This window comes from Paenibacillus sp. FSL R7-0216 (genome assembly GCF_037969915.1).
Classification (GTDB): Bacteria; Bacillota; Bacilli; order Paenibacillales; family Paenibacillaceae; genus Fontibacillus; species Fontibacillus rhizolycopersici.
On record NZ_CP150222.1, the window covers coordinates 3,855,008 to 3,877,500 of the forward strand.

At 49.9% G+C, this 22,493-nt stretch carries 13 protein-coding genes, 11 tRNA genes and 2 rRNA genes; all 26 read right to left on the reverse strand.

Annotation, left to right across the window (positions count from 1 at the left end; genetic code table 11):
- Window positions 1–5: 5 nt before the first annotated feature.
- On the reverse strand, window positions 6–2,027 hold the full coding sequence (locus MKZ15_RS17580) for a SpoIID/LytB domain-containing protein (RefSeq protein WP_339822482.1): 2,022 nt from the start codon (window positions 2,025–2,027) through the stop codon (window positions 6–8).
- A gap of 126 nt (window positions 2,028–2,153) precedes the next feature.
- The gene (gene ruvB / locus MKZ15_RS17585; protein ID WP_339822485.1) at window positions 2,154–3,158 is read right to left on the reverse strand and encodes a Holliday junction branch migration DNA helicase RuvB; all 1,005 of its coding nucleotides are present in this window, start codon (window positions 3,156–3,158) and stop codon (window positions 2,154–2,156) included.
- Between the two features lie 32 nt (window positions 3,159–3,190).
- Window positions 3,191–3,811, reverse strand: a complete 621-nt coding sequence (gene ruvA, locus MKZ15_RS17590) for a Holliday junction branch migration protein RuvA (protein WP_339817170.1) — start codon at window positions 3,809–3,811, stop codon at window positions 3,191–3,193.
- Complete coding sequence (ruvC, locus tag MKZ15_RS17595; RefSeq protein ID WP_155608754.1) at window positions 3,808–4,311, reverse strand: crossover junction endodeoxyribonuclease RuvC; 504 nt, start codon at window positions 4,309–4,311, stop codon at window positions 3,808–3,810. The genes ruvA and ruvC overlap by 4 nt, the downstream gene beginning before the upstream one ends.
- A 219-nt stretch (window positions 4,312–4,530) precedes the next feature.
- Window positions 4,531–5,220 (reverse strand): BofC C-terminal domain-containing protein, encoded by a 690-nt coding sequence (locus tag MKZ15_RS17600; RefSeq protein WP_193418960.1) that lies wholly within the window; start codon window positions 5,218–5,220, stop codon window positions 4,531–4,533.
- A gap of 138 nt (window positions 5,221–5,358) precedes the next feature.
- A tRNA-Pro gene (locus tag MKZ15_RS17605) sits at window positions 5,359–5,432 on the reverse strand.
- Between the two features lie 144 nt (window positions 5,433–5,576).
- The gene (locus MKZ15_RS17610; RefSeq protein ID WP_339817171.1) at window positions 5,577–6,545 is read right to left on the reverse strand and encodes a sugar phosphate isomerase/epimerase; all 969 of its coding nucleotides are present in this window, start codon (window positions 6,543–6,545) and stop codon (window positions 5,577–5,579) included.
- A 71-nt stretch (window positions 6,546–6,616) separates the two neighbouring features.
- Window positions 6,617–7,690: a Gfo/Idh/MocA family oxidoreductase gene (locus MKZ15_RS17615; RefSeq protein ID WP_193418964.1), complete on the reverse strand. Its 1,074-nt coding sequence runs from the start codon at window positions 7,688–7,690 to the stop codon at window positions 6,617–6,619.
- A gap of 54 nt (window positions 7,691–7,744) precedes the next feature.
- The gene (locus tag MKZ15_RS17620) at window positions 7,745–10,900 is read right to left on the reverse strand and encodes an alpha-mannosidase (RefSeq protein ID WP_339822488.1); all 3,156 of its coding nucleotides are present in this window, start codon (window positions 10,898–10,900) and stop codon (window positions 7,745–7,747) included.
- A gap of 43 nt (window positions 10,901–10,943) precedes the next feature.
- A complete protein-coding gene (locus MKZ15_RS17625; protein WP_339822491.1) occupies window positions 10,944–11,804 on the reverse strand; it encodes a carbohydrate ABC transporter permease in 861 nt (286 codons plus the stop codon).
- Between the two features lie 77 nt (window positions 11,805–11,881).
- Window positions 11,882–12,820 carry an ABC transporter permease subunit gene (locus MKZ15_RS17630; RefSeq protein ID WP_193418965.1) on the reverse strand — a complete coding sequence of 313 codons (939 nt, stop codon included), beginning with the start codon at window positions 12,818–12,820 and terminating at the stop codon, window positions 11,882–11,884.
- A 93-nt stretch (window positions 12,821–12,913) separates the two neighbouring features.
- Window positions 12,914–14,395 (reverse strand): ABC transporter substrate-binding protein, encoded by a 1,482-nt coding sequence (locus MKZ15_RS17635; RefSeq protein WP_339817174.1) that lies wholly within the window; start codon window positions 14,393–14,395, stop codon window positions 12,914–12,916.
- 207 nt (window positions 14,396–14,602) lie between these two features.
- Complete coding sequence (locus MKZ15_RS17640) at window positions 14,603–16,129, reverse strand: response regulator transcription factor (RefSeq protein ID WP_193418968.1); 1,527 nt, start codon at window positions 16,127–16,129, stop codon at window positions 14,603–14,605.
- Window positions 16,130–17,929 (reverse strand): histidine kinase, encoded by a 1,800-nt coding sequence (locus MKZ15_RS17645; RefSeq protein WP_339817175.1) that lies wholly within the window; start codon window positions 17,927–17,929, stop codon window positions 16,130–16,132.
- 301 nt (window positions 17,930–18,230) lie between these two features.
- A tRNA-Leu gene (locus MKZ15_RS17650) sits at window positions 18,231–18,310 on the reverse strand.
- Window positions 18,311–18,317: 7 nt separating this feature from the next.
- Window positions 18,318–18,391, reverse strand: a tRNA-Arg gene (locus MKZ15_RS17655).
- A gap of 8 nt (window positions 18,392–18,399) precedes the next feature.
- Window positions 18,400–18,474: transfer RNA gene (locus MKZ15_RS17660), tRNA-Gly, on the reverse strand.
- 16 nt (window positions 18,475–18,490) lie between these two features.
- Window positions 18,491–18,566, reverse strand: a tRNA-Lys gene (locus tag MKZ15_RS17665).
- Between the two features lie 22 nt (window positions 18,567–18,588).
- A tRNA-Asp gene (locus tag MKZ15_RS17670) sits at window positions 18,589–18,665 on the reverse strand.
- 34 nt (window positions 18,666–18,699) lie between these two features.
- A tRNA-Met gene (locus MKZ15_RS17675) sits at window positions 18,700–18,773 on the reverse strand.
- A gap of 20 nt (window positions 18,774–18,793) precedes the next feature.
- A tRNA-Val gene (locus MKZ15_RS17680) sits at window positions 18,794–18,869 on the reverse strand.
- 20 nt (window positions 18,870–18,889) lie between these two features.
- Window positions 18,890–18,961 (reverse strand) — tRNA-Glu (locus MKZ15_RS17685).
- 17 nt (window positions 18,962–18,978) lie between these two features.
- Window positions 18,979–19,070, reverse strand: a tRNA-Ser gene (locus MKZ15_RS17690).
- A gap of 66 nt (window positions 19,071–19,136) precedes the next feature.
- Window positions 19,137–19,209: transfer RNA gene (locus MKZ15_RS17695), tRNA-Asn, on the reverse strand.
- 5 nt (window positions 19,210–19,214) lie between these two features.
- A 5S ribosomal RNA gene (rrf, locus tag MKZ15_RS17700) occupies window positions 19,215–19,331 on the reverse strand.
- Between the two features lie 58 nt (window positions 19,332–19,389).
- Window positions 19,390–22,322: ribosomal RNA gene (locus MKZ15_RS17705) — 23S ribosomal RNA — on the reverse strand.
- Between the last annotated feature and the right edge of the window lie 171 nt (window positions 22,323–22,493).

Here is a 22,493-nt window from a genome sequence, read left to right on the forward strand (position 1 = left end):
TTTATTCATTCCTTAACGATAGTCACATTTTGGTAGTAGTGTTGCAAGATTTGCCGGTAATCATACCCGCCGTCGGCCAATCCTTTAGCCCCCCACTGCGAGAGCCCCAGGCCGTGCCCGTTTCCGCGGCCAACGAAGACAAATTGGTTTGTCGACCCAATCACGCGCGCCGTCTTGTCGCCGCTCAGCACGACTAAACCGCTGTTTGCCGTCGTCTTGCCTGATGCCGACTGTATCGTCGTTGCCGACGTGGCAGTACCTGTTCCTGTATTTCCTCCTGCACCTTGTACAGTATACCGTCCGGTTTGAACGATATCAAACAAAGTGCTAGGTAAGCTGTTTAAGGCAGAGCGATACGAATCCGGATATTTGACGTCAAGCGGTTGCCCGTTAGCTTTGACCTGCGTTACTCGTCCGGACGGTCCACGCTTGGTGACTTCCAGATTCAAAATAGGGGACGGTGCTTCCGTAGACGTTTTTCCCTTAAGGGACTTCACTAAATCATCCGAGCTGAAAGGTCCGCGAATCCAAGCATAGGAGCTGGATTCAGGCACCTTGTCCAAAACGATGGCCAGGTCACCTGGATTCAGCTTGGCGACCGGATCAACTTCCGATTGAATGAGCGGCAGCTTACGGACCAAGACGTTGCTTGTAGTCACCGTCAACTTCTGCAAGCCCGCTGGCGTCGTTCCGTTTAACGCCGTATTATCCTCCCGAACATATCCTGTAACCCCATTGGACAGCAGTACATGATACCACGATTTCAAGGAGGCTTGTGCCGATTCATCCCCATCGCTTGTCACGCTGGAGTAAATCGGATTGACATTCCCCCAAACCTCGCTCGAATCCGCCGTCACGCCGCCGCTGTTGGACGCGAAAATGCCTTCCACGATTTGTCCATTCGCCGCAACCAGCACCTCACCGGCCGTGGCATCAACCGCTTGGACAATACTGGGTACTTCCTTCTCCGTACCGTTGTAAACTTGGCTTAAGGTTGTGTCCACAAGCCCGGCTACTTTAAATTTGTTTAGTCCTGCATTGTACAGGGCATAACTGCGCGCCGCGACCGCCTGGGCTTTTAGCGCCTCTTGAGGCCACGACGACGGGACTTCACCGGCGACAACGGAATACAGATATTGTTCTAAGGGCAGCTCGTTGACCAGAGCCAGCTGACCGTTCATTTTACTGATCTCAAAATCACCACGGTAACTACGTGCAAAACGCTCCACGACCTGGATCGGGGAATTGCCGTCGTCCCGTATCGTTAACTTGGTGCCTTCTCCGCTAAGCTCGTAGTGGTCGACGCCTGCAGGAGCGTCCAAATTCAACGTCACGTCGCGGTGCAGCAGTAGGGCCGGGACATTCTCGTTCACCGGGGCCCAGGAAATCCCCGGATACAGTCCGGACAGCTCGGTTTGCAGCGAAGATTGCTCCGATGCGCTTAGCGCGCCGCCAACCCATACCGCATATTGCTGCGGTCCGGTCATTGCCACTACCGCCTCCGCTTGCTGGGCGGATAGTGTTTGGCGAAGATTCACGGCTTCCGCCTGACTTGCAAACGAACCCGCGGATACGTACAACGGTCCGCGTGCTTCGGCTTTGCCGCCCTTCAAGGAAGCAGACAACGTTTGGCTGACCCGGTCAGCCGCTTTCTGCGCTTCTGCCGCACTGACGTAGGGCCCCGTATACACGCGGTATGCCGTACTCCCAGCTTGGTCTACCGCGTAGGCTACCGGCTTATCCGACGTGCTTTGCAGCTTCTTGACCGCAGCCGCGACCGTGGCCCAATCTGCGGATGCTAACGCTTTGACCTTATAGCCGCTGATGCTAAATCTTGTGGTTCCTCCCGCCCCCAGTTGGAGCCAAGGCTCCAACATCGAGTTGTTTGCAAACCCTGCTTCTGCGGCCGCCGTTGTTTTCAGTGTGACTGCCGGGGTCGTCGATTTGTACGTGCTGCCTAAATCCAAGTACATGGCCACGCGCACGCGCGTTGTGTCCGATTGATCGGCAGATGCCGGCATGTGCATAGCCCCGGCCAGCAGCAAGCCGGCAAGAATCCCTTTCCCCCATAGACCTAACGATAATGTCCGTTTTATACGTTTCAAACCCGCTTCTCCTCCTTCATGATGCCGTTGGGCTAAATCAAGTTAAGGTTAAGGCGTTTCCGGCATCGGCAAACCCAGATGTTGATACGCCGCCGGCGCCACCATCCGCCCTCGTGGGGTCCGCTGCAGAAAACCGATTTGCAGCAAATACGGCTCGTACACGTCCTCGATCGTCTGGCTCTCCTCGCCGATGGTTGCGGCGATGGTATCCAGCCCGACGGGGCCGCCCCGGAAACTCATGATCATCGCTCGCAGCATTTTATGGTCGATCAGGTCTAGCCCCATAGGGTCAACCTGCAGCAATTGCAGCGCTTCTTTGGCGATCTCCGTGGTAATCATGCCGTCGCCGCGTACCTGTGCATAATCGCGAACCCGCTTTAGCAAGCGATTGGCGATCCGAGGCGTCCCGCGCGAACGAAGCGCGATTTCCGTAGCCGCGTCTCCAACCATTTCAATGCCGAAAATGTCCGCGCCCCGCGATACGATATAGCTGAGCTCATCGATATTATAAAACTCAAGGCGGCTGACCACCCCGAAACGGTCACGTAACGGAGCCGACAGGAGCCCCGCCCGTGTGGTGGCGCCAACCAACGTGAACGGCGGCAGATCCAACCGAACAGAGCGTGCGCTCGGCCCCTTGCCGATCATGATATCGAGCGCAAAATCCTCCATCGCTGGATACAGCACTTCTTCCACCGTCCGATGCAAACGGTGGATCTCATCGATAAATAAGACGTCCCCCTCCTGCAGATTGGTCAGCAGCGCGGCCAAATCCCCCGGCCGCTCAATGGCCGGTCCCGAAGTTGTCCGCAAATTGACGCCAAGTTCATTCGCAATGATATTCGCAAGCGTCGTTTTGCCAAGCCCCGGTGGTCCGTATAACAGTACGTGATCCAACGCTTCCTTACGCATTTTCGCCGCTTCAATATATATTTTCAAGTTTTCCTTGATCTGGTTTTGTCCGATATATTCCGCCAAATAACGAGGCCGCAGGCTTAATTCCACCGCCTGGTCTTCCATCATCAAATTCGCGGAGATGATCCGGTCCTCCATCATGCGCTAAGCTCCCCTTCCTGTCCTTATCCTTAACCGGCGTACAGCAGCTTGAGCGCCTTCTTCATGACGGAATCCACCGCCTCGTCCGGCCCGACATCGTCTTTCAAACGATGCCATACCCTGTCCAGCTCAGCCTCGGTGTACCCCAGCGCCTTCAGGCCCTCGCGAGCCTCTGGCCACCCCGGGTTGCCGGCGTCTAGCCCGGCCTCTCCAATGACAGCAGGCACCGGATCAAATAATGTGCCGCCGACGCCCTCCAGCTTGTCCTTAAGGTCTAGAATCATCCGCTGTGCCGTCTTCTTCCCAATTCCCGGCAGCTTGGTCAGAAATGCGATATTCTCTTGATGGATCGCCGCCACCACATGGTTCGGGCTACCGCCGCTTAGGATCCCGAGCGCCACACGTGGGCCGATGCCGGACACCTCAATCAACTTTCGGAACAGCTTCTGCTCCTCACGGGTCGGGAAACCAAACAACAGAATGGCATCTTCACGCACGTGGTGATGGGTATAGACCGTCACCGTTTCTTGCCCTTTGGCTGCCAAAGCGTACGGATTTGGACAAAACACCCGATACCCGACCCCTTGCACATCTAATACGACGTACTCTGTTTCCAAATGGGCAATCTGCCCCCGTAAAAAATCGATCATGAACGCAATACCTCGTTTATTTTAGAATTTAATGTGTAAGAATGCGCGTGGCAAACGGCTACCGCTAATGCGTCCGCCACATCGTCCGGCTTGGGGATCGCCTGCAGTTTCAGGAACATGCGCGTCATTTCCTGGACCTGACGTTTTTCTGCCTTGCCGTAACCCACAATCGCTTGCTTCACTTGCATTGGGGTATATTCCGCAATCGGCAGCCCCTTCTGTACCGCAGCAAGTACCAACACGCCCCTTGCTTGGCTAACTGACATCGCCGTCGTGACGTTCCGATTAAAAAACAACTTCTCAAACGCCACCGCTTCCGGTTTGTATTTGTCGATTAACTGAACCATCGCCTCATAAACATGCAAGAGCCGCTCTTCGTCCGGCGTATGAGCCTCGGTTTGGATGCAGCCGTACTGCACCGGCGTCACCTTACTGCCTTGTTTATCAATAAATCCGAACCCGACAATCGCGATGCCGGGGTCAATTCCAAGTATACGCAAGACTGATCTCTCCCTATCGTTGCTAAACTCCTCATGATCCTAAGACGGAGCCCTTCCAGCGTAAAGCGAACATATGTATTCACTTTATTATAGCAAAAGATCGCAAAGATTGAGGAAAAACTTTGTAGAGGAGAGCACTGCCGGAGAAAGCACAAAAAAGACGTTACGGAGTAACGTCCTTCTTGTCATACGGTGGAAAGTGGAGCAACGAGAGATGATCTACCGCGATGCCTCATCATCCTGCTGCATGACTCTTTCCGAGGGCTCAATCGCATAATCGCTAAAGGTCGACAGCACGCTGTTGTACTCTTCCACATCCTGAATGCGAATTCCTTGCTGTAGTTGTTGAATCACTTCGGCCGGAAGCGCACTCTCCATCATCTCCACGTCCATTTGAAAAAAAGTACGAATCACCTTTTCCTTCTTCGGTGGACCGTCAAACAACGTCAAATTGCCATCCTTGTCCAAACCGATGTAACCCCTCGTCTTGCAGGTGTCGGAAAGACCATTGATTTTTTCCTCAACCCAAACGTCGCCGCCTGCGCCCAGTCTTCCCTCCCATGAAGGGTGATCTTTCATGAGCGTTGTAATTTCCTCCGGGGTCATAATTCCAAGAACGGTGCTTTCTTCGCCACAGGTATATATTTTCGTCAAATGAACGATTCGCGATTTATCCTCATCCAGCTCTAACAACCACGCTTTATCGGCATCCGGTGCAGCTTCCTGCCACTTCCCCAAAGTTTCGATCGCCATCGGTTCTCGGGCCATCAGCTTTTCCATTTGATTAGATAATGGGAGCCCCATCCAGGCCATAACCGCAATCAAACAAAAGGCGCTGGCGGTCCATATGGCGCGTCTCCATCTTCTCCATCGTTTTTTTAGATGTTTTTTGATATGGAAGATATTCACGGTTATCCCCTTCTATCGGACTTTTGTCTCTATTGTGGCCGATAGCGAGAGCGTTTATTCAATTCTAGGAGACAACGGCGCCTCATAAAAAAAAGCAAAACAAAAACAGCCATCCTTAAAGGATGACTGTTTCCATGATCGGGACGACACGATTCGAACATGCGACCCCCTGGTCCCAAACCAGGTGCTCTACCAAGCTGAGCTACGTCCCGTTAACTAAAGTTGTGTCCGCACAAAATCGGGTCACTTTTACTATTATAGCGACTTCAAGGAAGAAGTCAAGAAAAAATAACAGGATCAACCCTTTGCCCGAAAGCAAAACGTTGAACCTGCCTGTTGATACCGTTTATCTACTATTATGCCCACCACATTGCTGAAGGTTGTTCATGAATCAGAATTGACTTCAAATTGGCTACGGCACGCGTCAATCCTTCGTCGACGGTCATCAGCGGATCCTCATGCTCAATACTCAGAACATAATCATAACCATAGATCCGCAAGGCCGAAATGATATCCGACCAGGTTTTCAAATCATGGCCGCAGCCGACTGTGCGAAAGGTCCAGGCACGAGTTTTCACGTTTCCGTAGGGCTGCATGTCCGTTAATCCATGCATATTGATATTGTCTTGATCCAAATAGGTGTCTTTTGCGTGGAAGTGGTGGATTGCGCCGGCTTCGCCAAGAATTTTGACGGCCGCTACCGGATCAATTCCTTGCCACCATAAATGACTTGGGTCCAAATTACAGCCAATGGCTTTTCCGGTCGATTCCCGCAATTTCAACATCGTATATGGCGTATGGGCCAAGAAGCCGCCGTGAAGCTCAATTCCGATCTTCACGCCTGCGGCTTCCGCTTCCGCGTTCATCTCTTTCCAGTAAGGAATCAATTTTTGTTCCCATTGATAATTATAGCTGTCGTCATATTCGGTCGGCCAAGGCAATACAGGCCAGTTCACCTGGGTGTCCGATGCATTCCCGCCCGAAACGCCGGAGAAACCGTTCACCACGGGAATGTTCATTAAACTTGCCAACTTTATGGTTTTACGGAGTAATTCGTCCGCTTCCGCCGCCACTTCCGGGATCGGAGAGATCGGATTATGATGGCAGCTTAAGGCAGATATCTCCAATCCCCTGTCGGCTAATTTAGCTAAGTACTCTTTCCTTGCATCACAGCTTCCCAATAATTCGTCAATATCCAAATGAGCGTTGCCCGGAGAGCCCCCGGTACCGATTTCTACCGTTTGCAACCCTTTTTTTGAAACTTCCTCGATCATTTCTTCAAAGCTTAAATGGTTAAACAACGGGGTAAATACGCCCAGTTTCATGGTTGGTACTCCCTTCTATTTGACACGTGGTTCATCGCCATCGCGGATGAATGGAAATCTTTGGTCCTCTTTTATAGATAAACGGGCTCGCCCAGCTTGGAAGATTTATAGAGTGCCTCTAAAATTTCAGTAACCACCAAGGCTTCTTCCGGTTTCACAACAGGTTCGGCATCATTGAGAATGGCATTGATCCAAGAATTCGCTTCTAGAAATTCCGGCCGCTCAATATCCCCATCATAGAAATCGGCACCGCCCGGTTGCAGCTTTATGTTCTTCTCATAGAGCAAGCTGTGATCTTCGCCATTAATGGTTAAGCCATGGTTCATGTCGGCCCCCGCTTTAGTACCGCACAGCGTGGTTTTGGCTTCTTTGGTATCCAAACTATTTAAGGCCCAGCTTGATTCCAGAAAGATCGTTGCACCATTTTCCATCACAACAAAACCAAAAGCCGAATCTTCGACGGTAAATTGAGCAGGATCCCACGATCCCCAAGCATTCGCCGCATTAGGAGTTTGGGATAATGCATGATAGGTTTTCCCGACCACGTATTTAGGTTTATAGTTATTCATCATCCAAAGGGTGAGGTCTAAGGCATGTGTGCCGATATCAATCAATGGTCCTCCGCCCTGGGCTTCTTCATCCAGGAAAACACCCCATGTTGGGACGGCGCGGCGACGAACCGCATGGGCTTTCCCAAAATAAATTTCTCCCAGTTCGCCTTCTCTGCATACCTCATGCAAATATCTTGAATCCGTCCGGAACCGGTTTTGATAACCTATCGTTAATTTCTTACCGGTGCGCTTGGACGCTTCAACCATGCTTCTTGCTTCTTCGGAAGTTTTCGCCATCGGTTTTTCGCACATCACGTGGCAGCCCGCTTCCATGGCCGCAATGGATAATTCGGCATGAGAAGAGTTCGGAGTACAAACATGGACCACATCCAAATCGGTGTTCGCTAACATTTGCTTGAAATCATCAAAGACCTGCGCATCCTGGGTACCGAATTTTTCTTTGGCTTCTTCTGCTCGCTCCACAACGATATCGCAAAATGCCACCATTTCTACCTCTTTGACCTCTGAAAGTGCTGGCATATGCTTGCCCTTTGCAATCCCGCCGCATCCGATAAACCCAACTTTTAATGTCATGTTCCGCCTCCTGCGAATAACTCATTTGAAATCCTCGTTCTTTAGTAACAGCCATTAGCAGCCATTTTCATGAATCAGCTTTACGGTCTTGATCTCATAAGGACGAAAATCAAGATAGAGCTCTCCGTCATGCACCAATGCTTCTTCTATTTCTTCTTCCATTAGATTAACCACCATGGCTTTAAGCATAGGAAGCTTCCAGTTCAAGCGAATTTGTTCACGAGCCCCTGACGACTCGTAAAAGCGCAGAATCGTTCCTTTTTTGTCTTCTGCCATTTTAATCGTATCCAATATGACATGATCGCTAACTAAACGGAAGAACGAATTATCGCCTGGCAGAATTCCTGCCTGAATCTTGGCTTGCTCAACGACCACTGGCTGGTTTAATTCCGCAGCGGTACGTACGACACTCGCCTCCCGCCAGTTCCCGCGATGCGGATATAGCGAATAAGTGAACTCATGCTGCCCCAAATCCGCATGCTTGTCCGGCCATTTCGGTGCTCTCAACAAGGAGAGTCTCAAGACACCCTCCTTTATGTCATATCCGTATTTGCTGTCGTTCAGGAGGCTGACTCCGTAACCGCCCTCGGATAGATCGGCCCAGCGATGCCCGCAAACTTCGAACTGGGCTTGATCCCAACTCGTATTATTCGTCGTGGAACGTTCCAAAGCGCCGAACGGAATCTCATAAGTGGCCTTGGTAGCAATAAGATCCACGGGAAAAGCGACTTTCCATAATTTATGACTTTCCTGCCAGTTCACAGAAGTCTTGAAGTCCACTCTTCGCATGCCCTTTTGGAAGACGATATCCTGCTCAATCGTAGATCGGCTCCAAGACCAGCGTAAACGCAGCACATCTCTGACGCTTCCGTTTTCTATGACCTCGAAAGATTCCAGTTTCGCCGTTCCGGCAGACTGTTTGGCGTAACGATGATCTACGTCCCACGCATCCCACTCCACGGGCCGGTCATGGAAGAACTGAAATTCATTGGCTACCCTTCCGCCTATCAGCAGTTCGCGTTTCTCTTCCTTATCCCGCCAGCGAGTAATCTCTCCGCGCTCGTTAAACTCAAGTACGTAGGTATCCGTTTCCCAGCGTAACGGCTGAACCGCACCCGCTTGCTGCTCAGTGTCAATCTGATTCCGCGTAACGTCCAATGGCTTCGTACGCAGCCATACCGTTGTATAACCGAATGCGGGAACCGCAGGCAGTTCCGTCAGCAGAAAGCGTCCATTCTCGTCCTCAATCACCTGGGATTTCAGGGTTCTCCCTTGACTGTCAACCACCCACGCAACTGTCGCTGCTTCCAACCGAAGTTGAATCACGGCATTTCGTTCCCAGCCCAAACTGTTGAAAACGACGTAAGGGATGCCCTCTCCCGCAACGCTAATTTTCGAAAGTAAACTGGCAATCCCGCTTCTCAAAACCGAATGGCCGATTTGAGCCACTTTGGCATACTCCCTTGAAGAAGTCTCGTATACCTCGGGAATGGAGGATCCTGGAATAATATCATGGAATTGATTTAGCAAAATCAGCTTCCAGCCTTCTTCCAAAGACGTCGCGAACCCCCTATTCGATGCGGATTCACTATTCACGCTAGTCGCCAAACTGCTCCATACCTCCGCTTCCCGGAATAACAGCTCCATCTTCCGGTTCATCTGCTTGTTTCTCGCCTGGGATGTATAGGTTCCGCGGTGATATTCCAAATACAGATCACCATACCATTTAGGAAACGATTCTGCCGAAGCGTCCAGTCCGCGGAAGTACTCCTCGGCTGTACTGAACTTACTGACAGGCAATCCGGGGAGATTGGCGGATCGCGCAACGTACTCGACCATTTCTCTAGTCGCCCCGCCGCCCCCATCACCATGACCATAGAGCAGCATTTCTTCGTCATGAACGTCTTTTTGTCGGAAGAAGTCCCAATGCTCTCTGATATCCTTCGGGCGGGTATCCTCGCCTAAACCATGATTCAGATAAGAAAGAATACTCGTTCCATCTATTCCTACCCAATGAAAAATGTCGTAAGGGAACGGATTGGTATCGCTCCAATTCAACTTGCTGGTCATAAAGTACTCGACCCCGGAAAGCTTTAAAATCTGCGGCAGGGAAGCGCAATATCCGAAGGTATCCGGTAACCATTCAATAAAGGAGCGTTTGCTGAACTCCTCCATATAAAACTTCTGTCCATACAAACTTTGTCGCACCAAGGATTCGCCGCTGGGAATGTTCAGGTCCGGTTCAACCCACATCCCCCCTACCAGCTCCCACCGTCCCTTGGCTATCTGTTCCCTGACGCGGCCGTAGAGCTCGGGATCATGCTCTTTGACATAGGCATACAATTGCGGTTGGCTCTGGGCGTAATGAAACTCCGGAAACTCCTCAATCAAACGAAGAGCCGTCGAGAACGTGCGGCTGCCTTTCCGCACGGTTTCCCGTATAGGCCACAGCCATGCAATATCAATATGGGACTGGGCTACCATGTGCATCACGCCCGCTTTTTTGCCCGTCGAGTCCTCGCGGAGTGCATGGAGCAGCATTTCTTCAAGCCGTTGGACCTCTTCCGGGTCCGGAAACACCGCCCGATCCTCCTCCGCGTCCCCGGACAAATACGCAAAGGCGTCATGTACCCTGTAAAGCGCCTCCATCAGGCGGTTCTTCTCAAGGCTCCGTTCCGGCAGCAACGCTGCGGATCCCGCCGCCACAGTTATCGTATACAACAGACTTCGGATGGGCCGGTTTACTATGACGAGCCTAACGTTTAAGTCGGCTATCGGTTGTCTTCGCGGATTGAATTGTTGGTTCAGGCGATCATCCGGATTCGGTTCCGGGTCCATCAATTCAATTTCCAATTCCGGAAGGTACCCGACCTCACGCGGATCCATAGGAATAAAGCAATGATTACTGTCCAAGCCATGATAGGAATGGCCGTTGATTCGCAGCAGTCCTTCACCGTTGGATTCGAACACCAATCCTACATCCTCGGCGGTCCACTCCGCAGGGACAACCACGCTTTTTCGCAGCAAATACGTAGTTCCGGCAGCCCCGTTCAGTGCATCTCCCGCAAACTCAACTGATATTTCCTCTTCCCAATCATATTCGCCGGGGAGAAGGTAGCGTCCCCGCTTGATTTTCCAGGTAGTCAGTGTTTGCGAATCCTTCCATTGCAGTTCGCTTAAATGGCGGATTAGTCGATCCATTCTATTCATCATTGCACTCCATTCCCGGTGTACAGCGATTGCTGCATTTCCATTATTCTTTTAACGAGCCTACGGTTAGACCCTGGATGAAAAAACGCTGGAAAAACGGATAGGCCAACACGATCGGACCTGTAGCCAGTACAACCATGGCCATACGCGAAGTCTCTTGAGGCAAGCTCGCTGCCGCGCTCCCTAAACCGCTGTTTTTTGCATTCTGCAGAATAAAGGCCATGCTGCTCTCAATCCGCATCAGCATGGATTGCAACGGAACCAGGTCGGGATTGTCGATATACAGCAAGGCATTAAACCAGTCGTTCCAGTACCCGAGCGTGCAGAATAAACCAATGGTAGCCAAGCCCGGCAAGGAAAGCGGCAACACAATTCTGGCGAAAATTTGAAACTCGCTGGCTCCATCAATTTTTCCCGATTCGATAATTCCATCCGGAAGGCCTTTGAAGAATGTACGCATGATCATAATATAGAAAGCATTCATCGCCATGGGTAAGATCAGTGCCCATAGTGTATCCTTCAAATGAAGTACCTGGGTGACCACGATAAAAGTCGGTACAAGTCCACCGTTGAACAGCATGGTGAATAACGCCAAAAACGAAAAAAAACTGCGGTATTTAAAGCTGGATCGAGAGATTCCATAAGCATACAAGGCAATGACTAAAAGACTAATCACTGTCCCCACTACCGTTACGGTAATGGTGACTCCGTAGGATCGCAAAAGCTGAGAGCCATTCTGAAATAGATACTCGTACGCATACGTGCTCCATTTTTCAGGAATCAGGCGATAGCCATGATAGGCCAGGCTTTTTTCGTCCGTGAAGGAGAGAATCACGACAAAAGCAAACGGAAATACACAAATTAAGGCACATATTGCGACGACCACATTAAGTATCAGGTTCATACGTGGCGAGAGACTATGAATATCCCGATATGTTTTGGATTTGCTAGCCACAAGCTTTCCTCGCTTCCATAAATCTATTAAAACAACGCGCTGTCTTTATCGAGTTTACGAACGGTGTAATTTGAAGTGATGACCAGAATAAACCCAATGATGGACTGATAAAATCCTGCCGCCGTCGCCATTCCCATTTCACCGGTAGCATTCAATCCGCGATACACATAAGTATCGATGACATTCGTCACTGGATACAGTGCGCCCGAGTTGCGCGGAACGTTGTAAAACAATCCAAAGTCCGCATAAAAGATTCTACCGATAGCCAATAATGTCATGATAATGATCAACGGCTTTAAGAGGGGGATCGTAATGCTGCGAATCTGCCTCCACTTGCTGGCTCCATCAATCATGGCGGCTTCGTATAATGAACGGTCAAATCCAGTAATGGCCGCTAAATAGACCACACTGGTATAACCTATGCTTTTCCACAGGTTCGTTATAATGAGAATGTAAGGCCAGTATTCAGGCGTAGCGTACCACGATATTTCTTGCAAACCGAAACCGCTCAACACGCTGTTAAGTAGTCCTTTATCCGCATTCAAGAAGCTGTAAACAAAAAAACCGACAATCACAAAGGACATGAAATGAGGAAGAAACATTCCCGTCTGATATAGCTTGGACAAGCGCTTGTTCACGATCTCCGATAATAGGATCGCCATAATGACAGCAGCTAAAGTGCCTAGCGTAATAAAGGCTATATTGTAAAGTAGCGTATTTCGGGTAATGATATAGGCATCATTGGTACCAAATAGAAAGGTAAAGTTTCTGATCCCTACCCATTCGCTGCTTAAAAAGCTGGACAAAAAGCCCTCACCGTTATATCGGTACTGCTTGAAGGCAAGCAACGTCCCCCCCATCGGCAAATAGGAAAAAATAATAAAACCGATGGCTCCTGGCAGAACCATTAGCAAAATAGGTAAATTCTTGTGAAAGTCTTTAAAAAAATGGCGGATCGCATGCATTTCGTTCCTCCTATCCAAACTTTATTCGATGTTTAGGAGCGAACCAGACTGGGGTAACCCCAGTCTGGTTCGCTTGTCTCCGTTTCTGATTCATTATTTCTGCGTCGCGCGCCATTCATCCAGCTGTCTTTGAGTTTCTTCGATGATCTTATCCAATCCGGCTGCTTTTAGCTCCTCAATTGCTTTTGGCAAATATTTGTCCGGATCTACGGAACCCGTCATCAACGGCGCCCAGAATTGATCCTTTGCATTATTCAATGCGGCTAACTCCGGTAACACATCATTGCCGTTAAAATTAAAGCCCAAGAGTGGAGCAGGTACTCCTTCTTCATTAAATTTGCGGAAGCCATCCCATTTATCTGCAGGATCCCCCTCAGTCAAGTAAGTCAGCATCATGTTTCCAATGGCAAACGAAGGCATATCGTAATCTCTCGATTTGTCCAAATTTTTAGCAACATTGTCTCCGATCTTCTCATAGTGCACGCCCTCAATGCCGGAGTCTACCAAGTTACGCAGATACGCATCGGTATTCAGCAGATTGAGGAACTTCATGGCTTCTACCGGATGCTTAGAATTTGCGGAAATCGCCTGCAGGGATCCCATAACCGACCAATTGTAAATGATAGGATCCGTCGCCGGTGTAGAAACTACCGGATAGCCGAGGGAAGCCGTCCACAAATTATCAGCAAACGGTTGGGTCGTTGGACGGTCTACAAACCAGTTGCCTGTTTTGGTTAAGTCTGAAGTTTCTGTCGTCGTTGCTACCTCAGGATCGATATATCCTGCCTGATAGTATTTGCGCATTGTCGCCAAAGACTGCTTCAACTCAGGAGTTTCCAGAATATTAACCACTTTAAAGTCGTTCGTATCGAGCTTCACAGCCATTGGGAGATTCTGAATAACGTAATCATAGGGAAGATTAGGAATAAAGTTTCGGTCAATCATGAACGGAACTACACCGGGCTCGTTTTCTTTAATCGTTTTCAAGAGCGGCTCCAGACTTTCCAGGCTTCTTACGCCCGAAATATCCAAATTGTACTTGTCGAGCCATTGCTTATTGAAACGCCAGACATCCTGGGCGGGAAGCTCCTTATTGGCGGGAATCCCATAGTTCTTCCCATCCACCTTGGATCCTTCCAGAAATGCGGGATCCAGCGTCTCCTTGATTCCCTGCCCGTATTGATCCAGAAGATCATTCAATTCCATGAATGCGCCTTTTCTTGCGTTCTGTACATAATCAAACCCCCACGAAGCCGTAAACAGAATATCCATGGGCTCACCGGATTGCGTCAGAACCTGCATTTTTTGCGTGTAATCGCCAAAGTCGATTTGTTTCATCTTTACGGTGACCCCAATTTTCTCCGCGGTATACTTGCTCACTTCAGCCATGACCATATCGGTATCCTTCTGAGGTGTGCCAATGTTATACCAGATCAACTCCACCGGCTTTGCAGCACCGCTGTTGCCGGCGACTTCGGCCTCCTTCTCTTTGCCCGTTCCGCCGCAGGCCGACAAGATTGTCGTACATGCCAATACGAGGACCAAAATCAGAGTTAGTTTGAAATTCTTTTTCATCTTGCGTTAACCTCCCTTTTGTTTTGAAACCGCTTTACTCTTACATTTTCAGGCTATCAAAAAACCGTCCGTTCCAACAGCAGACAAAACTAAGATACCTTAACCAAACTAAAGAAAGGTGCGATACCCCTCGGAGCATAGCAGCACTTCATAATAAAAACGCCGTTTATCTATCGACGATAACGGCGTTTCGTTGCTCACCCGTTTTCATACGAGTGATTTATATTCCATTGGTGAGACCCCGACATATTTTCGGAACTGCCTATAAAAATAAGCAACTTCCCAATATCCGACTTCACGAGCCACTTGATTGACCTTCAGGTTCGTTTCTCGCAGTAATCTCTTCGCCTGCTCAATTCGGTAGCGGTTCACGTATCCGGCAAAGCTCACACCTGTTTCCTTGCGGAACAGTTGGCCCAAGTAGACAGGATGCGTGTGAAACCGATCCCCCAACTGCATGAGTGTCCAGTTCTCGGTATACGTATCTTTCACCAGCTTTAATACTTGCTGGATCACAGGGCTGTAATTGGCCGCCTGTAACGTGTCCACTGACATTTGCGCCATATTTCTCAGTATTTCCATAAATCCTGCCCATTCTACTGTGTTATGAAGAAGATCTAGATGATCGGAAAACTTCTCCTCCAGCGCAGGATCCGCAGGTCTTACTTCTTCCACAGCCAGCTTAAGGCGGATCATAACCTCAGCGGCAATTCTCCATAAGTGCCGAGGCGTCATGCCCTCCTGTTGCTGCAGCTTGACAAAATCTTCTTGAATCACGTCTTTCAGTCTATCGGCGTCCCGGGTATGAAGCAATTGGATATACTGTTCCCAGCTGATGCTGCTTTCCGAACGTATCAACACTTTAGACATGTTCATTTTCTCATATTGGAAAATCGTTTCTCTGGGAAACAGCAGGAAATAATCCAATGCCTGTTTCGCCTCGTCATAGCTCAGAGAATCAGAGTCCTCCGTAGCCTCGACTCGTCCAAGTCCGATCCGGATATCGTTTCGCTCTTCCTGTCCAACTCTCGAGCACCACTCTTGCAGAAACCTTTGGGCAAACTCGCTCAACCCTCCCTCATTGTCCGACTGAAATATGATGGCCACATCCCCATCAAGATCGCGGTAGACCCACGGGGCTTGATTGCCCTTCGTCTCGTCCAATTCATCAAATAACCGGTCTGCATAGTCTCCCTTCCTGGCAACTGCGGCCAATCTGTATTGGCGAGTAGGGCCAAGCTGAAGCAGCTTACAGCGCTCTTTCCACTCAGCTGCCGCGATTTGCCTGGTCATCCAGCGATGAAGGGTGTTATTTCTGATAATGTAAATGTCATTTAAATCATCGTAATTGGGTCTAGCAGCCTCCAACTTGTCCATGAGCGTGCTCAAAGTTTGGGTGAGTTCAGACACATTGACCGGCTTCAAGAGATAATTCTCAATGCCCAGACTCATCCCTTCCTTGAGATAGTCGAATTCATTGTAACCACTCAAAATGATGACCTTGAGTTGATCATCGTCTTGACGTGCCTTGCGGATTAACTCCAACCCGTTCATTCCCGGCATGGAGATATCCGTAATCAAAACATCCACTTTCGTGGTGGCAAGCAGTTCAAGGGCTTTCCTTCCTCCCTTTGCCATTCCCACGATTTCCAGTCCCATTGCTCCCCAATCGATTAAGCTGCTTAGACCTTCAAGAATATATTTCTCATCATCTACAAGAAGAACTTTGTACACCTATAAATCTCCCTTCACGTAAGGCATACTGATTATTACCGTTGTTCCTTCGCCATACCTGCTGTCCAAATTCATGGTACATTCATCGCCATAGATATAAATCAGCCGTTGGTATACACTACGAAGTCCGAAGGATTTGCTGCCTGAATCAGGTTGTGACAAAGATTGTCGGATTGCATTTAACCTCTCCTCGCTCATCCCTACTCCATTGTCGCTGACAACAATTGATACAAATTCGTCCTTTAGTTCGGAACTCACCTCAATGCGGTTGATGATATCGTCGTCGCGCAAACCGTGAACGATAAAGTTCTCAATGATGACCTGTAGCGACAACTTTACAATGCAATGGTCCGCCGTTCGAGGGTCCAATCGGATCTCATAGCTGAAATTATCCTGGTAACGAGACTTGAACAATTCCAGATACATCCTGCTGTTCTCCATCTCTTGCTGAAGGCTTACAAACATCTCTTCCTCGACTAGATTCCGAAATAAGTTCGCCAGATTGTAGACCATGTCCCCTACTTCCGTTACGCCCAACGAGACGGCTCTCATTCGGATGACTTCCAGTGTATTGAACAAGAAATGCGGGTTCACGCGAGCCTGAAGCGCGGTCATTTCCGCCCGGCTTTGCTCTGCTTCCGCCTTATAACTACGGTTAATATGGTGGGTAAGTTTATTCAGCATTTGGTTGAAACTGCCTGCGATCAGCCCTAATTCATCCTTCCTTTTAACGGGAATGCGAACGCTCAATTCCCCTGTTTCAACAATGCGCATTGAATGGATAATCAGATGCATCTGTTTGGTATAATTCATCACGAATCCAAAGGGAATCAAAATGATGACAAGTATGCAAGCCATGCTCAAAATCACAATAGTTCGCTGAATATCCACTAATCCGGCATTGATTTCCGCCTTGGGAACGACACTTAGCACAATGTAACCATTATTATTTTGGACAGCGCTAATCCATGAATTTTCCTTCAAAATGGCCGAACCATTGTAAGATAGAACTTGCTCGCCATATGGATACGGTTCGTTATAATATTGGCCGGACCGATCATAAATCACCTTGCCCTTTGGGGTGAGCACCAATAAATTACCTTTAAGCTTATTTTCGTATGGGGCTATGGCTGAGCCGATTTGGTCGGAATCATAGTATACCAGCAGATGTCCAACCGTCTTTAGATTATACCGGTTTGTGATGTTCGTACGCGCCGTGTACATCCGCTCCTGGTTCTTATCGACGAGCTTTTCAAGCCATAGATTAGGAACAGAGATTCGAGCGGATTCATTCATGATGGCTCCAGGCACATAGGACTTCTCGGCGTTTACTTGATAGGACTTCAATCGCCCATGCCAGAAATCGTATACTTGCTGACTATCCTCCCCATAAAGAATAAGCTCTTTAATCGCAGGATTGGCATCCATTTTCCTAACAAAGAAACTCGCGGCATCCCAGTATGAGGCGCCGGAACCGGTGAGTTTCTCCAATCTGTAGTTCACATATTCGTTGTAGTTGTGCATGAGAAAAAAAGACACATTATCCGCAAGCGCTGATTGACTATATATTTCGTTTGTAATCTGCTCCACATAGTCCACATTTTTCTGCACGTAGTCATTTATACTGTCCAAGGCTCTGCGTTGGATTTCCATCTGACTTTGCACGGCCGAATCCAACATGCTCCTAAAGATCGCTTGGGCGATGCCTATCACAGTAACGATGGCTATCAGACTATATATAACCACCATCTTCGAGAGCGTCTTGTCTTTAATAAAAGTCTGATACCAACTACTTAACAAAGCAGCTTCCCCCTGTAATCATTTACGATTTCATCCAAGCCTGACCCATAACGACCTGATCTGCTTTGAGTCTTCATTATATGCTTGTACGATTTGATTTTTCAATAAAGAAAAGTCTGATAAGGAGTGGGCGGGCACCCTCCACTCTCCGGATGGCCATTGTCTGATTTGGAGAAATGGGGAGGGGATGATTCGATTCACCTTCTGAAGAAACATTGCTTGGAACATGAAAAAAGGCAAAATAAAAAAACAGATTTATAAATATCACATTAGCGTGAATTTATAAATCTGTTTGGTTTGATGCCGGTGAAGGGACTCGAACCCCCACGGTTTCCCTCACGATTTTGAGTCGCGCGCGTCTGCCAATTCCGCCACACCGGCAAGGAAACGCGCCCTAAGAGATTCGAACTCCTGACCTTTTGATTCGTAGTCAAACGCTCTATCCAGCTGAGCTAAGGGCGCGTATTAGATGGAGCGGACGACGGGAATCGAACCCGCGACCCTCGCCTTGGCAAGGCGATGCTCTACCGCTGAGCCACGTCCGCATAAAGAATATGAAACTGGTGAGCCATGAAGGACTCGAACCTTCGACACCCTGATTAAAAGTCAGGTGCTCTACCAACTGAGCTAATGGCTCGTACAAAGAAGGCATAAAATAATGGCGGAGCCGACGGGATTCGAACCCGCGGTCTCCTGCGTGACAGGCAGGCATGTTAGGCCTCTACACCACGGCTCCACACTTGGATCATGCCATCCTCTTGCGAGGATAATTGCGGGGGCAGGATTTGAACCTGCGGCCTTCGGGTTATGAGCCCGACGAGCTACCGGGCTGCTCCACCCCGCGTCAGTAAAAGAGAATCGATATGGTGGAGGCTGAGGGGATCGAACCCCCGACCCTCTGCTTGTAAGGCAGATGCTCTCCCAGCTGAGCTAAGCCTCCATATCTGGGACGATAAAGAATGACCCGTAGGGGATTCGAACCCCTGTTACCTCCGTGAAAGGGAGGTGTCTTAACCCCTTGACCAACGGGCCACAAACAAAGTCCTTGCTGGCGGAGAGAGAGGGATTCGAACCCTCGAGACGCTTGTGACGCCTACACGATTTCCAATCGTGCTCCTTCGGCCAACTCGGACACCTCTCCATATGAGTTGGTTTCCCCAGAAGAGAAGCAAATATGAAATGCATACATGCTTCCTTCCAGGATGGACTCCCCGAACAGGACTCGAACCTGTGACAACTCGATTAACAGTCGAGTGCTCTACCAACTGAGCTATCAGGGAATATTGCTTGGCGGCGTCCTACTCTCCCAGGACCCTTCGGTCCAAGTACCATCGGCGCTGGAGGGCTTAACGGTCGTGTTCGGGATGGGTACGTGTGGAACCCCTCCGCCATCGCCACCAAACGGTTCAAGGTTTAATCCTTGAAAACTGGATACGAAACGAATTTGCTGTTTTAGATATTTGGATAAGCCCTCGACCGATTAGTACCTGTCAGCTCCATACATTGCTGCACTTCCACCTCAGGCCTATCAACCTCGTCGTCTTCAAGGGGTCTTACTAATTGGGAAATCTCATCTTGAGGGGGCTTCACGCTTAGATGCTTTCAGCGCTTATCCCGTCCGCACTTAGCTACCCAGCTGTGCTCCTGGCGGAACAACTGGTGCACCAGCGGTGCGTCCATCCCGGTCCTCTCGTACTAAGGACAGCTCCTCTCAAATTTCCTGCGCCCACGACAGATAGGGACCGAACTGTCTCACGACGTTCTGAACCCAGCTCGCGTACCGCTTTAATGGGCGAACAGCCCAACCCTTGGGACCTACTTCAGCCCCAGGATGCGATGAGCCGACATCGAGGTGCCAAACCTCCCCGTCGATGTGGACTCTTGGGGGAGATAAGCCTGTTATCCCCAGGGTAGCTTTTATCCGTTGAGCGATGGCCCTTCCATGCGGTACCACCGGATCACTAAGCCCGACTTTCGTCCCTGCTCGACTTGTCAGTCTCGCAGTCAAGCTCCCTTTTGCCTTTGCACTCTTCGAATGATTTCCAACCATTCTGAGGGAACCTTGGGGCGCCTCCGTTACTCTTTAGGAGGCGACCGCCCCAGTCAAACTGCCCACCTGACACTGTCCCCGTACCGGATCACGGTACCAGGTTAGAACTCCGATACGATCAGGGTGGTATCCCAACGGCGCCTCCACCGAAGCTGGCGCTCCGGCTTCCTAGGCTCCCACCTATCCTGTACAAATCGTATCAAAGTCCAATATCAAGCTGCAGTAAAGCTCCATGGGGTCTTTCCGTCTTGTCGCGGGTAACCTGCATCTTCACAGGTATTAAAATTTCACCGGATCTCTCGTTGAGACAGCGCCCAAGTCGTTACGCCATTCGTGCGGGTCAGAATTTACCTGACAAGGAATTTCGCTACCTTAGGACCGTTATAGTTACGGCCGCCGTTTACTGGGGCTTCGGTTCATAGCTTCGGGTTTAACCCCTAACCACTCCCCTTAACCTTCCAGCACCGGGCAGGCGTCAGCCCGTATACTTCGCCTTGCGGCTTCGCACAGACCTGTGTTTTTGCTAAACAGTCGCTTGGGCCTTTTCACTGCGGCCCCCTCGAGCTATTCACTCTACCGGGGCACCCCTTCTCCCGAAGTTACGGGGTCATTTTGCCGAGTTCCTTAACGAGAGTTCTTCCGCGCGCCTTAGAATTCTCTTCTCGCCTACCTGTGTCGGTTTGCGGTACGGGCACCTTCTCCTGACTAGAGGCTTTTCTTGGCAGTGTGAGATCATGACCTTCGGTACTATAATTTTCCCTCCCCATCACAGCCCAGCCTTACGGTGTGCGGATTTGCCTACACACCAGCCTCACTGCTTGGACGAGCATCCATCAGCTCGCGTCACTACCCTACTGCGTCACCCCATCGCTCATAACGGATTACGGTGGTACAGGAATTTCAACCTGTTGTCCTTCGACTACGCCTTTCGGCCTCGCCTTAGGTCCCGACTTACCCTGAGCGGACGAACCTTCCTCAGGAACCCTTAGGCTTTCGGCGGATCAGATTCTCACTGATCTTTTCGTTACTCATACCGGCATTCTCACTTGTATGCTGTCCAGCGCTCCTTACGGTACACCTTCTACCTACATACAACGCTCCCCTACCCCAGATGCAAAGCATCTAGCCATAGCTTCGGTGGTGTGTTTAGCCCCGTTACATTTTCGGCGCAGAGTCACTCGACCAGTGAGCTATTACGCACTCTTTAAATGGTGGCTGCTTCTAAGCCAACATCCTGGTTGTCTGTGCAACTCCACATCCTTTCCCACTTAACACACACTTGGGGACCTTAGCTGATGGTCTGGGCTGTTTCCCTTTTGACAATGGATCTTAGCACTCACTGTCTGACTCCCGGATAATAAATATGTGGCATTCGGAGTTTGACTGAGCTTGGTAACCCTTGGCGGGCCCCGCACCCAATCAGTGCTCTACCTCCACTATTCTTCTTTCCGAGGCTAGCCCTAAAGCTATTTCGGGGAGAACCAGCTATCTCCGAGTTCGATTGGAATTTCTCCGCTACCCCCACCTCATCCCCGCACTTTTCAACGTACGTGGGTTCGGGCCTCCAGTGCGTGTTACCGCACCTTCACCCTGGACAGGGGTAGATCACACGGTTTCGGGTCTACGCCTACAAACTAAGTCGCCCTATTCAGACTCGCTTTCGCTGCGGCTCCACCTTCACGGCTTAACCTTGCTTGCAAACGTAACTCGCCGGTTCATTCTACAAAAGGCACGCCATCACCCATAGATCGGGCTCTGACTTCTTGTAAGCACACGGTTTCAGGTTCTATTTCACTCCCCTTCCGGGGTGCTTTTCACCTTTCCCTCACGGTACTGCTTCACTATCGGTCACTAGGGAGTATTTAGCCTTACCAGATGGTCCTGGCAGATTCATACGGGGTTTCACGTGCCCCGCACTACTCGGGATCCGTCTCGGAGGGTTCACACTTTCGATTACAGGGCTTTTACCTTCTTTGGCGGGCCTTTCCAGACCTCTTCGTCTAATATGAACCTTTGTAACTCCATGTGAGACGTCCCACAACCCCAAGGAGCAAGCTCCTTGGTTTAGGCTGTTCCGCGTTCGCTCGCCGCTACTGACGGAATCACTTTTGTTTTCTCTTCCTCAGGGTACTTAGATGTTTCAGTTCCCCTGGTCTGCCTCTTCGCATCCTATGAATTCAGATACGAGTGACTGGATATTAACCCAGCCGGGTTTCCCCATTCGGACACCCCCGGATCAAAGCTTGCTTACAGCTCCCCGAGGCAGTTTCGTTGTTCGCCACGTCCTTCTTCGGCTCCTAGCGCCTAGGCATCCTCCGTGTGCTCTTAGTAGTAAGCTTAACCAAGTTGCTCGGTATTGTGCTGTCCGCTCGTTGTCCGTCGCTTGCTGACTTGCTCTCGCAAGCAGCCGCGCACTCCCAAAGGATCGGCCATCACAAAACCTTCGCATCAGTAGTCACTACCTCTTATTTAACTTGTTTTGACACAAGTTCAGCTAAAAGGAATGTTTCTAAA

Excerpts from the sequence above, each read along its gene's own strand:
- MKZ15_RS17580 (WP_339822482.1), bottom strand. The coding sequence starts at position 2,027 with ATGCACATGCCGGCATCTGCCGATCAATCGGACACAACGCGCGTGCGC.
- ruvB (WP_339822485.1), bottom strand. The coding sequence starts at position 3,158 with ATGGAGGACCGGATCATCTCCGCGAATTTGATGATGGAAGACCAGGCG.
- ruvA (WP_339817170.1), bottom strand. The coding sequence starts at position 3,811 with ATGATCGATTTTTTACGGGGGCAGATTGCCCATTTGGAAACAGAGTAC.
- MKZ15_RS17610 (WP_339817171.1), bottom strand. The coding sequence starts at position 6,545 with ATGAAACTGGGCGTATTTACCCCGTTGTTTAACCATTTAAGCTTTGAA.
- MKZ15_RS17615 (WP_193418964.1), bottom strand. The coding sequence starts at position 7,690 with ATGACATTAAAAGTTGGGTTTATCGGATGCGGCGGGATTGCAAAGGGC.
- MKZ15_RS17620 (WP_339822488.1), bottom strand. The coding sequence starts at position 10,900 with ATGAATAGAATGGATCGACTAATCCGCCATTTAAGCGAACTGCAATGG.
- MKZ15_RS17625 (WP_339822491.1), bottom strand. The coding sequence starts at position 11,804 with ATGAACCTGATACTTAATGTGGTCGTCGCAATATGTGCCTTAATTTGT.
- MKZ15_RS17630 (WP_193418965.1), bottom strand. The coding sequence starts at position 12,820 with ATGCATGCGATCCGCCATTTTTTTAAAGACTTTCACAAGAATTTACCT.
- MKZ15_RS17635 (WP_339817174.1), bottom strand. The coding sequence starts at position 14,395 with ATGAAAAAGAATTTCAAACTAACTCTGATTTTGGTCCTCGTATTGGCA.